The 15,778-nt window shown below is 40.4% G+C and carries 7 protein-coding genes; 2 read left to right on the top strand and 5 right to left on the bottom strand.

Features of this window, described 5'->3' with window-relative positions; all coding sequences use genetic code 11:
* Positions 1-404 precede the first annotated feature (404 nt).
* Together OIM59_RS01010 and OIM59_RS01005 are read left to right on the top strand one after the other, a co-directional pair.
* Positions 405-1,406 carry a malate dehydrogenase gene (locus OIM59_RS01010; RefSeq protein ID WP_072541722.1) on the top strand — a complete coding sequence of 334 codons (1,002 nt, stop codon included), beginning with the start codon at positions 405-407 and terminating at the stop codon, positions 1,404-1,406.
* A 249-nt stretch (positions 1,407-1,655) separates the two neighbouring features.
* Positions 1,656-3,224: a phosphatase PAP2 family protein gene (locus OIM59_RS01005; protein WP_299170191.1), complete on the top strand. Its 1,569-nt coding sequence runs from the start codon at positions 1,656-1,658 to the stop codon at positions 3,222-3,224.
* 9 nt (positions 3,225-3,233) lie between these two features.
* On the opposite strand, the gene OIM59_RS01000 is transcribed toward OIM59_RS01005, so the two are convergent.
* The 5 genes from OIM59_RS01000 to OIM59_RS00980 form a co-directional block, all read right to left on the bottom strand.
* A complete protein-coding gene (locus OIM59_RS01000; protein WP_299170193.1) occupies positions 3,234-7,181 on the bottom strand; it encodes a two-component regulator propeller domain-containing protein in 3,948 nt (1,315 codons plus the stop codon).
* 185 nt (positions 7,182-7,366) lie between these two features.
* A complete protein-coding gene (locus OIM59_RS00995; protein ID WP_299170195.1) occupies positions 7,367-8,836 on the bottom strand; it encodes a hypothetical protein in 1,470 nt (489 codons plus the stop codon).
* A 1-nt stretch (position 8,837) separates the two neighbouring features.
* Positions 8,838-10,850, bottom strand: a complete 2,013-nt coding sequence (locus OIM59_RS00990) for a hypothetical protein (RefSeq protein ID WP_299170197.1) — start codon at positions 10,848-10,850, stop codon at positions 8,838-8,840.
* Between the two features lie 97 nt (positions 10,851-10,947).
* On the bottom strand, positions 10,948-12,618 hold the full coding sequence (locus tag OIM59_RS00985) for a RagB/SusD family nutrient uptake outer membrane protein (RefSeq protein WP_299170199.1): 1,671 nt from the start codon (positions 12,616-12,618) through the stop codon (positions 10,948-10,950).
* Between the two features lie 21 nt (positions 12,619-12,639).
* The gene (locus OIM59_RS00980; RefSeq protein ID WP_299170201.1) at positions 12,640-15,762 is read right to left on the bottom strand and encodes a TonB-dependent receptor; all 3,123 of its coding nucleotides are present in this window, start codon (positions 15,760-15,762) and stop codon (positions 12,640-12,642) included.
* Positions 15,763-15,778 lie beyond the last annotated feature (16 nt).

The raw sequence follows: 15,778 nt of genomic DNA, 5'->3' as shown, positions 1-15,778 counted from the left end.
TTCTTCCGGCCTTTCATATTCTCTGTCCCACAGTGTGGTTTTTATATTCCACACTGTGAAATATGTATCCCACAGTGTGGTTTTTGTATCCCACAGTGTGGGACAGAGAAATTGCCGGATAGTTTCGAATTAAACACCTTGAAAATCCCCATAAAACCTCCAGAGAAAAAAGAAAAGGACAGAGCAGATGCACCCGAAGACAAAAATGCAACCTACTCTTTGCAAAATCAGGGTGCGACTTCTAAAAATAGTGAAATTTTTCCGTAATTGCCGGAAATACTTTCTTCCGCCCCCATTTTTCCCGGAACAAAGATTCGTTTTTCAATGAGAACTTTCCTATCTTTGCATCGAAAGAAAAAACAAAGACTATACACTTTTATACATAACTTAAATACATAAGAATTATGGAATTTGTAACAAACGAAAAACTTACCATTGTTGGTGCTGCCGGTATGATCGGTTCTAACATGGCTCAGACTGCTATCATGATGGGCTTAACTCCTAACATCTGTTTGTACGACCCGTACGCTCCAGGTTTGGAAGGTGTTGCTGAAGAATTGTTCCACTGCGGTTTCGAAGGTGTGAATGTCACTTTCACTTCAGATATCAAAGAAGCGCTGACTGGTGCTAAATATATCGTAAACTCAGGTGGTGCTGCCCGTAAAGCTGGTATGACTCGTGAAGACCTGTTGAAAGGTAACGCTGCCATCGCTGAAGAATTCGGTAAGAACGTAAAACAGTACTGTCCGGATGTAAAACACATCGTGGTAATCTTCAACCCGGCTGATATCACTGGTTTGATTACTTTGTTGTACTCTGGTTTGAAACCGAGCCAGGTTACTACCTTGGCCGCTCTCGACTCTACTCGTCTGCGCAGCGAATTGGCTAAACACTTCGGCGTATCTATGGACGCTGTTGAAAACTGCCGTACTTACGGTGGCCACGGCGAACAGATGGCTGTATTTGCTTCAACTGCAAAAGTAAACGGCAAACCGTTGATCGACATGATCGGTACTGACGCTCTGACTAAAGAACAGTGGGCTGAAATCCAGCAGAAAGTAACAAAAGGTGGTGCCAACATCATCAACTTGCGTGGCCGTTCTTCATTCCAGAGCCCGGCATACGTTTCTATCGAAATGATTGGCGCTGCTATGGGTGGCAAAGCCTTCCGTTGGCCGGCTGGTACTTATATCTCAAACGATAAGTACGATCACATCATGATGGCTTGGGAAACTTCAATCACAGCTGACGGTTGCCACTGCGCTGCATTGAACGGTACAGCTGAAGAACAGGCTGCTTTGGACAAGAGCTATGCTCACCTGTGCGAATTGCGTGACGAAGTAATCGCTATGGGCGTTCTTCCTGCTATCTCTGAATGGAACAAACTGAACCCGAACATCAAATAATCGGATATTCCATTGATATAAAAAAGGAGGCTATAAATCGGCCTCCTTTTTTTATGTACTTCCAGCATTTCGCTTCCTCCGGAAGGAAATTCCCACCTACCGTCGGATTTGTACATGAGAAAAATAAAATACAATCTGATTATCAACAAAATAGCAAACCCCCATGTACATCAGACATTCTTCTGTATCTCTTCCTAAAGCACTATCTTTGCGGTCTCCCACTATGTATTTTTTAATTTCTGAACCGCAATGAAAATCCGTGTCTTGTTATTTCTTTCCATCCTCCCTCTGATTGTTTCGTCCCTGCACGCCCGCCTGCCGGACGGCACTGCCTACCCGACCAAGGACTCTCTTCTTTCCATCTCACCGGAAGGAAAATACTCTGTTCCCAAAGCGAAAGACCATTTTCGCAGGAACTTCTCATACATGGGTATTCCATTCATCGCTTCCGGGCTGATTGTAAAAGGAGAAAACAAGAATTTCCGCACCCTGCGCAACCGTTTCGAACCCAACTTCCACCAAAAATACGACAACTATACGCAATATCTCCCTCTGGCAGCCACATGGGGAATGAAACTGGCGGGGGTGGAAGGACGCAGCTCGTGGAAAGAACTGACCGTCAGCAATGTATTTTCGGCGGCTCTCATGGCCGGATTTGTGAATACCTTGAAATATACTACCAAGGAAGTACGTCCGGACAATTCCTCAAACAATTCATTTCCCTCGGGGCATACCGCCACCGCCTTTATGTGTGCCACCATTCTGCACAAGGAATATGGCATGCTCAGTCCGTGGTATAGCATCGGCGGATATACGTTGGCCGGACTGACCGGAGTGACCCGACAGCTGAACAACCGCCACTGGATTGGCGACGTACTGGTGGGAGCCGGTATCGGTATGATTTCTACCGACCTGGGATATTTCTTTTCCGACCTGATTTTCAAGCATAAGGACACACGGCCAGATGATACAAGCTACAACCGTTATGAGGCACCTTCCTTTTTGAGCTTCAACATGGGATTTGCGACGGGACCCTCCAGCCTGCGTACTGCCGAATTATATGACAAGGAACACGGTTCCCCTCTGGGCATGCGCCTGCGGACAGGGACCGCCACGGTAGTCAGTGTGGAAGGAGCTTATTTTTTCAATACCTACTTCGGAGTGGGAGGCCGCCTGAAAGTGTCCACCTTGCCGGTGATAGCCGATATCCCGGAAGAGAACAAACGGCATTTCGACCTGGACAACGACTTGCAGGAAGGAGCTCCGGTCAACATGTTCCTGCTCGACGGACTGGAATCGGACCATCTGGGAATGTGCGACATCGACTTAGGGGCCTATTTCTCATACCCTTTGAACCGCCACTTCCAGCTGGGCGGCAAACTGCTGGTCGGCCGGCGACTGAATGCCGACTTTACCCTGAATTCCCTCTCCCGCATCAACCCTGATATCTTCGACCGGCAAAAAGTCAGCCAGGAAGCCTACAACCAGTTCTACAAGGAAGATGTGGAATATTATCTCCAACAGGAAGACCTGACCACCCACGAACTGCTACGCAGCACGTTTGTGGATGAAGAGTTTCTGCACATCCGGAAAAGTTCCACGTTCAAGCTGGGCACGGGCATTTCCCTCACCTACCGTTACAAAGAGGATGCTGCCCTGCGCCTGTATTGCGACTATGACTTTGCCTCTCCCCGGCTGACCTATGACCTGAAAAATACCTGGGTGGATGAAGAAGGAAACCGCGAAGCACGCTCCTACAGCAAACGGACACCGATGCATAACTTTACTTTCGGAGCCTCCATCGCGTTCATGTTCTGAATTCCATCTTCAATCCCTACACCCCTTTTTTCTGAACTCTGCCGGAGCAATACCAAATTGTGCCTGAAAACATTTGGCAAAATAGGAGGGGGAAGAAAATCCAACCCGAAAACATGCTTCACTGCTAGAAACCCCCTCTTCTGCCAATAAATAGGCCGCCTTCTTCAAACGAATCAAGCGAATGTAATCGTTTGGAGTCATTCCCGATATGGCTTTAATCTTTGTAAACAAACCAGACCGAGAAATTCCAACCTCCTGGGCCAGTACATCCACGGTAAAGTCCGAGTCTGTCATTCGTTTCTCAACAATTTTAGATATCTTATCAATCAAAAGAGTATCTAGTTTAGATATAGATACAGAAGCTACCATCGGTTTCGTCTTAAACTCTTTTTTCAACCTCTCCCTGTTTCTGAAAATGCTTGCAATCTGCGCATTAATTACGTCACCTGAAAAAGGTTTCTCAAGATACACGTCCGCACCATTTTCAAGCCCTTCCACATAATCCTCGGAGGATGCTTTTGCCGTAAGCATAACCACTGGAATATGACTGGTTGAAAGATTAGACTTCACGTGATGACAAAGCTGTATGCCATCCATCACAGGCATCATCACATCACTGATTATCAAATCGGGCATATTCTGTGAGATCTGCTCCCATGCATCTTTACCATTCACTGCATAAAATACCTGATAATGCACAGAAAGTAACTGAAGTAAATATTCCCTCAAATCTTGATTATCATCTACTATCAGAATACGATACTGTCCTTCCGGCATATCCGCATTATCTTCACCCCGTACCTCCTGGGAAGGAATCTTTTCTAAATCTTCCTCCCCTTTATGTACAAGTCTGTCAAAACATACAATAAAAGTAGAGCCTGCCCCCAACTCGCTTTCCAAGGTAAGACTGCCATGCATCAAATCTACAAGTTTCTTTACCAATGAAAGTCCTACCCCAGTCCCCACTCGCTCAGAAGAGGTCTTATCAGGAACCTGATAGAAAGGAGAGAATATTTTTCCTTGTTCTTTCACATCAATCCCCCGGCCATTATCTCTCACCCTCACTTCCAATTTCCGATCACTCACAATCAACAAATCAACCCCAATATAAGTATCAGTAAACTTCAATGCATTCGACAATAAGTTACTGATTACCTTTGTAAATGCCTCCTGATCAATACGAGCATAGCAAGGCTCCTCTGGCATTGTCAAACTAATCTTAATATGTTTCATATCTGCCGAAAGCTGAAAACGCTGATATACATTCATCAATAAAGTCTTGACATTGGTTTCCGCCAATATCACATTCATTCCTCCCGACTCAACTTTACGAAAATCCATCAACTGATTAACAAGCGTCAGCAAACGTTCCGCATTCCGCTCTATTACCTGCAACTGCGGAAGAACATCCTTTACTGTCCCCGAACTTTTCATCACATGTTCTAACGGTGCCAGTATTAATGTCAATGGAGTACGTATTTCATGCATGACATTCGTAAAGAACTCTATTTTACTCTGATAAATCTCACGGTCTTTTTTAATCGTAAGTAACGTCATACGCCGACGATGTATTCTGTTTATCCTATAATAGGAATAGACCAAACATGCCAATCCCAATAATACATAACCCGCAATCATATAAGAAGAAGCCCACCAGGGGGGCAATACTTTAATAGGAAACGAAATGGCATTCTCATTCCAGACTCCATCAGAATTAGACGCACTCACCTGAAAAACATAACTTCCAGCAGGCAAATCTGTATAAGTTACATGTGGTGCATTACTTGTTTCCGTCCAATCCTTTTCAAACCCCTTCAAACGATAACGATACCTGTTCTTAGAAGTATTAATATAACTCAATGTAGCAACCGAGAAACTGAACATGGAATGAGAATGATCCAAAATCAAACGATCTGCATAAGTAATGGAAACTTTCAACGGCGAATCCTTACTACCAACAATCACCGGTTTATTAAACATCTGGAAATCGGTCAAAATCACCGTAGGTACTTGAAGATCGGTCTGAATTTTATCCGGATGAAACTCATTAAAACCATTTACTCCACCCACCATAATTGTGCCATCGGATAATTGTATGCCTGAATTGGGAAGAAACAAGTTCTCCTGTAGACCATCTTTCTTATTATAAAATTTTAAGGAAGAAGTTTGAGACTGATAACAGAACATACCATTATTAGTCGTAAACCACAGTTTATCTTTATCCGGTAAGATTTTATAAACCACACGTATGTGCGCAGGCAAATTTTCACGTACAAATAAATCTTTCTTACGGTCATATCTAAGCAAGCCGTCTCCGTCTGTCCCCAACCAAAGTTCCCCCTGCATATCCAGACAACCTGTAATAATCTGATTTGTAGGAAGCGTACCTCGTTCATCTTTTACTTGATGAAAATAATGTATCCATTTCCCTGTCCGATGATTCAAGCAATAAACACCTCGGTTAAGAGAACATACCCAAAGATTCTGTTGACTATCCTCAAAGATATACGAAATGCTGGCTCCATGTAATTCATATATCCGTTCAAAATCATCTGATTGTGGCTTATAAACATTCAACCCAGAAGTCGTGCCAACCCATATCTTTTGCCTAGAATCCTTATAAAGCGCATATATTTCAGAAGAATAAAGCGAATGTGGAGATGTATCCGATTTATAATTTTTAAATACTCCCGTACGTAAATCCAAAATATCCAATCCCCCCATATACATCCCCACAAACAATTTATCACCGTCCTGCAATAAAGCATGAATGTTATGATAAGTAGGGCCAGATTTTCCTTTCAAAGGCTGATAAGCACGAAAAATCTGTTTATGTCTGTCCCAATAAAAAAAGCCAGCATCATCAGTACCTATCCATAAATTATCCTTATCAGCATGAGCGAACACACTAATAATACTTGCATCCAGCTGAGAATTATCTTTATAATAATGCAAGAAATTATCCTGCAGAGAGGATACATAATTTACCCCCCCAAAATAAGTACCAATCCAAAGTGCATTCTCACGGTCAATAAACAATTCATGTAAATAATTATCATTCAATCCTTCTGGATGTTTATTATCCGCTCTTACCACATTCACTTCACCTGTCAGAATATTATATATCGTCAGTCCCTCATCCGAAGCAAGCAACAAATGATTACGTTGCCATTCCACAATTCTTCTTACTTGAAAAGGATGATTGAACGATAAAGGAGGTATTTTCTGAATCAGTCTCCCCTGTTCCCTATCCAACAAATAAAGTCCATCGCTTCCACTACCTACCCAAAGACGATGAGCAGAATCTTCAAACAATACCCGTGCATCCTTCACATCTCCCGAAGCTACTGGCTGAAACATGTCTTGAGAAGGCATATAACGACTGATTCCTCCTTCACGGGTAGCAAGCCATACTGTTCCAAAAGAATCCTCCATTATATAATATACAAAATCACAATTCACCTTCCCAATTGCCATATATTGATGGAGTGTTTTATGAAGAAGATCATAGCGAAAGACTCCTTGTCCAGCAGTACTTATCCAAATATTATGGTGATGATCGCGCATTACATGAGAAACTGAAGAATGTATGCCCTCCCCAAATTCAGAACGCACCTGAAAATCAGAAAAACTTTCCGTCAATAAATCGAAGACACTCAAGCCTCGCTCACTACCAACATAAAGTCGCATGCTATCTTCCAATATAGTATAAATACAGGCTCCTAGAGATTCTACACGATTATCTCTCCACACACGAATATGGTTTCCATCAAAACTATGAAGCCCGTCAATCGTTCCAAACCACATACGCCCCTTAGTATCCTGTACAATACTATAAACAGCGTTATTTGAAAGTCCATCACTAATCGTATAATGAGTAACATTCCTAAATGCTCCCCAACATGGAAAAACAGGAATTAGTAATGCAATAAAAAAAAGTAGTCTTACAACCTTCATATCTTAGCAGTTTACAACTAGAAGCTCATTTTTCAAAACAAAAATACAAAATTTTATTCTCACCCCTTACTATTTCACCGAAACAAAAATCGGTTATTGAAGAAAAATCATAGTTCTTCAACAACCGATTTATAGTAAAATAGATTCTGAATTTCACAATCTACAAAAGTATATTACTTTTTCTTTTACAATATCTGTGCAGACATCTTCTCTCCAGATGGCAAACTTACCTCAATCATCGAATAAGAGTTTCCATTCGCATCCTGAAAATTCATAGCTTTACAAGTATTTCCATCTATTTTAATTTGTGGATGCTTTCCAAGAAACATTACTTTCCATACAAGATTCTGTGATGTTTGATTCTCAATCTCACTTATCACACGTCCTATATGTTTTACTGTCACATACCCATCAAAAACAGGAAGATTTCTAATCTCAGCCGTCAAACTATCCTCAGCCAAACGAGAACAAGTAGAAATCTTTCGTTCACTAGCAGAAGGAACAATCCCCATTACTCCATTTATCATACCTTCTATAATTCCATACGAAACCTCCGGGTATTCCGAACGATTCATCTGTGGAAGTTCAGTCAGATAGGTATAAGCTTCCTTAAAATATCCCAAACGATACAACAATGCAGGAAAAGCAGACATATTCTCCACATTCCATTCCTTGTTCAAAATATCTTTAACAGAAGCCCGAATACGATTTGCATCCTCCGTTGCACCAAACCATAAAATAAACGGCACACCTTCTCCACGATAGAAAGTATGGTCTTCTGTCCAGAAAGTCTGATAATAAGCACTGTCTTCACACCACCATTCCTTCTCCAAAATATTCCTATATTCAAGCGCCATCTGTCTGTCTTTTTCTGCTTTTCCCTTATTTCCTAACAATAAAGCCATCTTGGAACTAGCATCAAATCCCGCATACAACGCTGCTATCAAATCCACTCCCACAGTCAATCCCCTGAAGTTTTCCACATAAGAAGCCAACCCTCTGCAAGTATGAAAGTTATTATTCAAGTCAAAATTCTTTGGCTGATTCATATAACGTGGCCTCGACATAATACTCTCAGGTTGCAGTTGCCAACGGGAAATATACTCATTCAAAGATTTATTGTAAAAATTCACAAAACAAGAATCAGTCAGGTAGTCTTTATCACCTGTCCACTCATACATTTTCCAACAAGCCTGAATCACATCAAAATTAGCATTCAAATTATACCAAAACTCTTTATCATTCGTATAATCTGCCGGTGCAGGCTTATCATAACGATTAATTTCCCAGTACGTACACCAATCCTTATTTTCACTGATATTCTCAGCAAATTTTCTAAACATATTTTTATTATGAACAGCCAGTCCCAAGATCTGTGCTCCCACCGACTGATGAGAGACATCGCGCATACAAAAAGCTTCACGCTGAGGTAAAGCGGCTTCATACCAATAGCCTACAGGATCCGTACCATCGTGTGCATACGACAAAGCCATTTTACGAGCCCAATTATATGTGTTTTCCAAATATTTATCTGTAGAACTAAACACAGCCGTCTGCTCTTGAGGAAACTTTTCCACCACGGATTTTCCAGCCGAATTACCACACCCCGACGAGAATAAAACGATTGTACCCAACAACAATAAATGTCTTATCATATTAATTCAAATTGATTGTGATTGTTTTCCCTTCTTTCATATCGTAGACTTTCTTCTTACCATGACTTGTAGTCATTATAACTTGTAGTTTCCCTGTGCCATGACGTTGAATAATCAAATCAAAGTCTGCCCCAAACGCACGTACATGACGCAATGCCATCTGATTCCACTTCTTAGAAAGACGAGGAGTCAACATAAATGATTTAAATCCAACTGGACGAATACCAAACAAGCCCTCAGTTATGATACGTCCATAGAGGCCACTTTCAGCAGAAAGATGTCGTTGTTCCCCCTCAGGCCACGCCTCTATGGCATAAGGTACATGTTCTCCTAGTAATCTGGTTTTAGAATAGCGATGCAAATATTCTGTTGCCTTTTCTGTTTCACCGGCAGCATATACTCCTCGTAAAGCATAAAGTGTAGATCGATCCCAAAAAGTCTCACTTCCTGCTTGTGTGAGCAACCCATTCTCAGTCCATAACCGAGGAGAAAACAGTGCTTGAATTGTACCTTCTTTTCGTTCGTCAATTCCCATTGTTAAAGGAATACAAATCCAAGAACGGAGTACCTCATTTCCCTTATAATAGGCATAAGTTGAATAACCTTCGACCGTACTTCCAAAATACACCTCAATATTCTTACGTAAAATAGCAGCCTGTTTTCTATAGGTATTTGCCACATTGCTTCCTTTCCCCAACTCCTTTGCCAAATAGGCAGCTGAAATCAATGCATCATAATAAAGTGAAGATGTACAAAGATTGGCATCCCCCGAAGGAAAACGATTTTCCAGTTCATCTGTATCTGAAGCAACAACTCCCCCTTCATTTAATTTTCGATGACAATATTCCAAACACCAAGAAATAAGTGGCCATAATTCTTCTGCCTCTTCACGGTTAGCACGAGCCAATGCATAACGAGAAGCCCCATAAGCTATCATTGCAGCATCGCCACGGTCACCCACTCCAGCCCAAATATCCAATCCTTCAGCGACAATTGAACTGGGAATTGGTTTCCATTCATCATTCATAAAACGTGCAAAATGTTTGAAACTATTCAAAGCTGAAATATTCCCATACTCATAACCAATATAAGGAAAATAGGGATTAATATATTCAGCTTGGTCATTAGCCCAAATAGCAGCATAATATGATTCTCCTCCTGGACCATGCATAGGTCCTCCTTGAGTTTCATAAATACTTTCACAAGCACGTATCTTTGAGAATGCAAACATTTGATTTATTATAGAATCTGGAGTTTCCAAAACTAAGTTATTCATCCAAAAGTCAACCTGTGAATCCCTTTTCTTCCTCTCCTCACAAGCATCAAGCACAAGACAAGATGTTTCCGAATCCCGCGCGGAAATAGACGCAGAAAAATTCAAAGTATCTCCAGGCTGCAATGTAAAATATCCATTCTGCCACAATTTTCCTTCAATAAAATAAGTTCCTTTTACTCCTTTTGAAGAATCAGTCTGAGCACTAAAACAACTCTTCGGTATTTCCACAGCCAACAGATTTTTTCCCTTGTTTATCACCTGATACAATTCTATCAAAGCTGGAAATTCTGTAGAGGGGAAATACTCACGCACTATTTCCCATTCACCATAATATCCCTGATTTACAACACTACTAACCTTTAACTTACCCTTTATTCCCAGCTCTTTTACTTTTTCATCAGACTGCAGACTACGTCCGTTTACCGTAACTCCGGCAAGCGGATTCCAGTCATAACGACGCATCAAACTGGCATGTGTATTATTAGGAATAGTCCGCAGACCTGGCCACACTATACTTTTATTCAAACAAAAGGCACCTTTACTATTGACCCCATAACGAAGTACCACGGAAACAGTCTTTCCACTCATTTCTATATGATCTTCATGTGGAATATTTCCGTTTACTGACCAAATAATCTGATTATCCGGAGCAATATGCCAACGGGTTGTATCTCCAGCATCTACACTTGATGTCATGAATGCAAATCCCCCAATTAAAAATGCGTTAAGTAAATTCATCTATTACAGATTTTAAGTTATGCGTTTACAAATAACTGAAATCTGTTCCTAAATTAAACTTTATTTTTCATCTAGGAACAGATTTCTATTTAAATCTTTACAAATCAGTATATCCAGGATTTTGTTCCAATGCACTATTCTTACGACGCTCATAATTCGGGATAGGAGCCAAATAATGATTTGGAGCTATAAACTTACGAGGATTACCTACATTCGTTATCGTATACGTCTTGGTTCCATCAGCCTTTTTAGTTATTTTGATGCCATGGAACTGCCCCACTTGCGTATCTTCCGCTATCTTCCAACGACGTACATCAAAATAACGGTGTTCCTCAAAAGCCAGTTCTACCTTACGTTCCTGTTGAATTCTTTTCAACAAGGCTTCTCCACTTTCTGTCACATCAGGTAACATGTTTGTCGGATTTTCAGTCATATTGCGAGCTCTTTCCCTCACAAAATTTACATACTGGCGGGCCGTTATTTCATCCCCACAGAAGTATTTTGCTTCTGCATAATTCAGATAAATTTCAGCTAAACGGCAATATATCCATGGATGGTATGCCTTTTCTGACCACAGATTAACCAGATTCTCATCCATAAATTTACGGATTGTATAATGGGTTTCCGAATAGTTCCAGTTGTCAGTACCATATTCACTGTCTTTTCCACCACTTGTCCCATCCTCATTGACATAAAACTCTGCTTCTCCATCTCGGAATGATTGTCCATCACATACAATAGATGCATAAAACCGTGGATCTCGGTCTTTCCACGGATTAACAGTCGTTGTTGTTTGACCGTCGTACCATTGCGTATCAGGCATTATACCACCTCTTTTCTCATAACTATCCACCATTTCCTGAGTCACGCAAGTAGCTGAGTAACCATGCCAACCATTCGGGCTATTTTCAGCATCAAACCAATGCCCAAATTCTTGGGTATAAAGACGTTGAAATATAATCTCTGAACTTTCCGGATTCAAGAACAATCCTTGATAGTCCGGATCCAAATTATTTACTCCCAAACCACCACATAAATTGATTACCTCCTCAGCAGCCTTAGCAGCCTCTTCATAAGTCTTAACATTCCACCATGGACTGGCAGCATAAAGTAACATACGACTCTTCAGAGCTAAAGCAGCCACTTTAGTAACGCGACCAAAATCTGCATCATTCTCATATTTTTCCGGAAGGTATGTAGCCGCACGATCAAACCAACCGACAATGGAATCTACACATTCCGTATAGCTTGCACGCTTAATATTCAACACCTCATCCGTATCATCCAATTGATAAGATTTGGTTATCATGGGAACTCCTCCATAACGGTTTACTAACTCCATATAATAAAACGCACGGAAGAAAGTAGCTTCTCCAATCAAATAATTCCGTTCTGGCTGATCTACTTTATTCACGTAATCCATATGTTCAAAGAAAATATTACAATTCTTAATATTCTCATAGTAAGCTGACCAAATATCAAGGTTTCCTAACTGATCAGGAGTGACAGACCCTTCAAGTACCTGATAAGAATTATTCCAATTAAAGTTATTGATTGATTCATCACACGAATACCGCAAAGCAGTATGATCCCATCCTGTTTGTGGAAGATTATAATTCCGATGTACGTATGACTTCAACAAACTTACATCCGAAAACACATCTTCTTCAGTATAAGTATCCAATGGATCCACATCCAAGATATCGCATGATGCCATAGCAGCCAGTAGCGCTCCGAAGCATATTCTTTTTATAAATGTTGTCTTCATATTTTTAGTTTTCTTAAAAGGTTAGAAAGTCACATTAATGCCAAATGAGTAAGTTCTTGCCAATGGATAAGATTGACCAAGCCCTGTTGCATCCGATTCCGGATCCTGTAATTTAATTTTATCAAAAGTCAGCAAGTTGGTGCCCGACAACGAAAAGCGCACATTCTGTAACTTCAAACGTTCCGCCCATCTTTGCGGCAAAGTATATGCAATCTCGGCATTTTTCAAACGAATAAATGAAGCATTGTACAACCAAAAATCACTCCAAGGTGTATTAATCACATCATCCTTATCGAAAGCACGAGGATATTTTGAATTTGGAGTTTCCTCTTCCGAAATCCAACGATTATAATACAAATCTTTATCTTGGTTATACGAATAAGGAACAATCATTTGTGAAGCTCTTCCTTGTCCAGCCCACATCATGCTTATTTCCAATCCTTTCCATTCAATGCCATAATTAATACCATACACAATCTCAGGTACATTACCCGTTTTACTACGAATTTTATCATTTTCACTGATGATTCCATTACCATCCACATCTACATACCTAATATCACCCGGCTGTGCTCCCGGCATGTGTACGCTATTATTTACCTCATCCCAGTTTTGGTAAATTCCATCCGTTTTATACATCAACCATGTATTTAACGGGCCACCGGTTTGTCTTTGCCATTCAGGTATATTGGCAGCTTCGTCAAAGAATATAATTTTATTACGGGCGAAAGTGAAATTACTTCCAATGTAATAATTCACGTTTCCAATTCGATGGCGATGATTCAACATAACCTCAATACCCTGATTATTTACTTCTCCTAAATTCTCATCTGGCAATGTATTCCCTAAACCTGTATACGAAGGGATAGAAGCTTGTCTTGCTGTCAAAATATCTTTACGTTTCTGGAAGAAATACTCTATAGTAAATCCTAACATTCCATTCCAAAAATTACCATCAATAGCCACATTCTTAGAATCAACCTTCTCCCAAGTCACATTAGGATTGGCAAGTATACCAGGATAAATAGCTTTACCAATAGAAGGATTCTTTCCTAAAATAGCTCCATTTTCCATCACATACGGATTAATATACTGGAACGGATTAATTCTATCGTTACCTAATTTACCCCATGAAGCACGTAGTTTCAGGTCATTAATGAATGAAGCTTTCTCCTTAATAAACTTTTCCTCACTCAAACGCCACCCTACAGACACTCCTGGGAAAGTACCCCAACGATGGCCAGGAGCAAAATTCATAGATCCATCACGGCGAATAGAAAATTCGAACATATAACGGTCTTTTAAAGCATAATTTAAACGTCCGAAAAAGTTTTGTCTAACAGAAATATAACCACTACCTGAGTTCGTTTTTTCCTTATCACCTCCAAAACTCAGATAATCCAACTTACTGTTCAAAAAATAATTACGGAACGCTTCAAAAACCTCACCACCATACTTATTCTGCTCATAAGCAACAAAAGCACTAATATGATGTTCACCAAAAGTACGATCATAATTCAATTTTAAATGCAACGTACGCGAAAGACTATTTTCATGTGACTGTGTCAACTTAATAGTACCTCCTTCCGGATTAGTCGTTTGCTTGATATAATCTTTGGTATTGGAATCATAGCGATAAGTATCCCATACATCTATCAAATATTTCTCATTACGAAAATGGAAATTAAAGGCCCCATATCCCGACAAAGATAATCCCTCGGTAATCCAAGGCATTTTCAATTCAAAAGTAAACTTAGAGTTCACAAAATAATCATCCACTTTATCATAACCTGTATCCTTTCCAGAAACCAATACTGCCGGGTTATTTCCTTGATTGATGCCCGGCCCCGGCAAGCCATTTGGATAATAGTCATACAAATAAGGATAAGCATTTGTAGTTTCCCAAAAGATTGAATATGCATCATAAATTCCCATGTTACGACGTTCTTTACGCCCATCCAAATCAACTCCAATTTTCAGATTTTTACTTACTTGTGCATCTATATTTGAACGAACCTGATAAGTATTATAATTAAATACTGTATTTCTATACATTGGCTCCTGATATGAATAGTCGCCTGAAACATAATATCTTACCTTATCTGTCCCTCCATTGATAGAAAGAGAGTGACGAGTTTGAGGAGCCACATTACGAAATACAGCTTTCATCCAATCTGTATCTCCATACTGAAGTCTATCAATAGTTCCATCCAAATAACCTTCTTTTATATTCTCATAAAGTGGAGCTTCTCCTTTATATTTACGAACTTCATCTGAATAAGTCATATATTCATAGGCATTCATTAAATCAGGGACACGGGTATTTTGTGTCAACGATACAGAACCACTATAATTTACCATTGGTTTATCATTACCTGATGAGCCACGTTTTGTAGTAACCAAAATCACACCATTTGCCGCTTGGGAACCATAAATAGCAGCTGAAGCATCTTTTAATACATTAACCGATTCTATGTCATTCGGGTTTATACGCTCCAAATTGCTAAGACCATTATTAGGATCAGCCACTCCGTCAATTACGACCAATGGATTAGTGTCCCCCAAAGTACCCATACCACGAATGTAGATCTTGGAGGCATCGTTACCTGGCTCACCCGAACGGTTAGTTGCGACAACTCCTGGAATCTTACCTGCAAAAGTATTAGTTATATTGGCATTACCAATTGTCTTCAAATCGCTTCCTTTAACAGTTGCAACAGAACCCGTCACAGTAGCCTTTTTCTGCACACCATACCCTACAACTACGACTTCATCCAGCACTTTCGTATCTTCACCCAACTGTATCTTCTGAGCTTGGGCCGTAGCCTTTATTTCGACCGATTGATAACCAATATAAGAAATCTCCAGTAAAACTCCGGCAGGTGCCTGCAAAGTATACCTTCCGTCAAGATCAGTAATCACCCCATTAGTAGTACCTTTCACGACAACATTTGCCCCAATAATAGGCTCTCCTGTCTTTTTATCCACTACAGTACCTTTTAGTGTGACGTCCTGCTGAGTAATAGCAATGGATGCGGTCACATCATTTGTTACGGAAACTGCCCAACTCGGCAAGATTCCATATGCCAGCATACCTACCATCAGAATATGCCTGCATTTTAAAGTTGATTGAAATGTCTTCATTAGATTAGGTAATTAA

Source organism: Bacteroides mediterraneensis, from assembly GCF_025993685.1.
GTDB classification, from domain to species: Bacteria; Bacteroidota; Bacteroidia; order Bacteroidales; family Bacteroidaceae; genus Phocaeicola; species Phocaeicola mediterraneensis_A.
Note: the sequence above shows the minus strand (reverse complement) of the source record. Positions and strands in the feature narration are given on the sequence as shown.

Bases quoted from the DNA above. Each gene is read 5' to 3' on its own strand.
- OIM59_RS01010 (WP_072541722.1), top strand. From the start codon at position 405: ATGGAATTTGTAACAAACGAAAAACTTACCATTGTTGGTGCTGCCGGT.
- OIM59_RS01005 (WP_299170191.1), top strand. From the start codon at position 1,656: ATGAAAATCCGTGTCTTGTTATTTCTTTCCATCCTCCCTCTGATTGTT.
- OIM59_RS01000 (WP_299170193.1), bottom strand. From the start codon at position 7,181: ATGAAGGTTGTAAGACTACTTTTTTTTATTGCATTACTAATTCCTGTT.
- OIM59_RS00995 (WP_299170195.1), bottom strand. From the start codon at position 8,836: ATGATAAGACATTTATTGTTGTTGGGTACAATCGTTTTATTCTCGTCG.
- OIM59_RS00990 (WP_299170197.1), bottom strand. From the start codon at position 10,850: ATGAATTTACTTAACGCATTTTTAATTGGGGGATTTGCATTCATGACA.
- OIM59_RS00985 (WP_299170199.1), bottom strand. From the start codon at position 12,618: ATGAAGACAACATTTATAAAAAGAATATGCTTCGGAGCGCTACTGGCT.
- OIM59_RS00980 (WP_299170201.1), bottom strand. From the start codon at position 15,762: ATGAAGACATTTCAATCAACTTTAAAATGCAGGCATATTCTGATGGTA.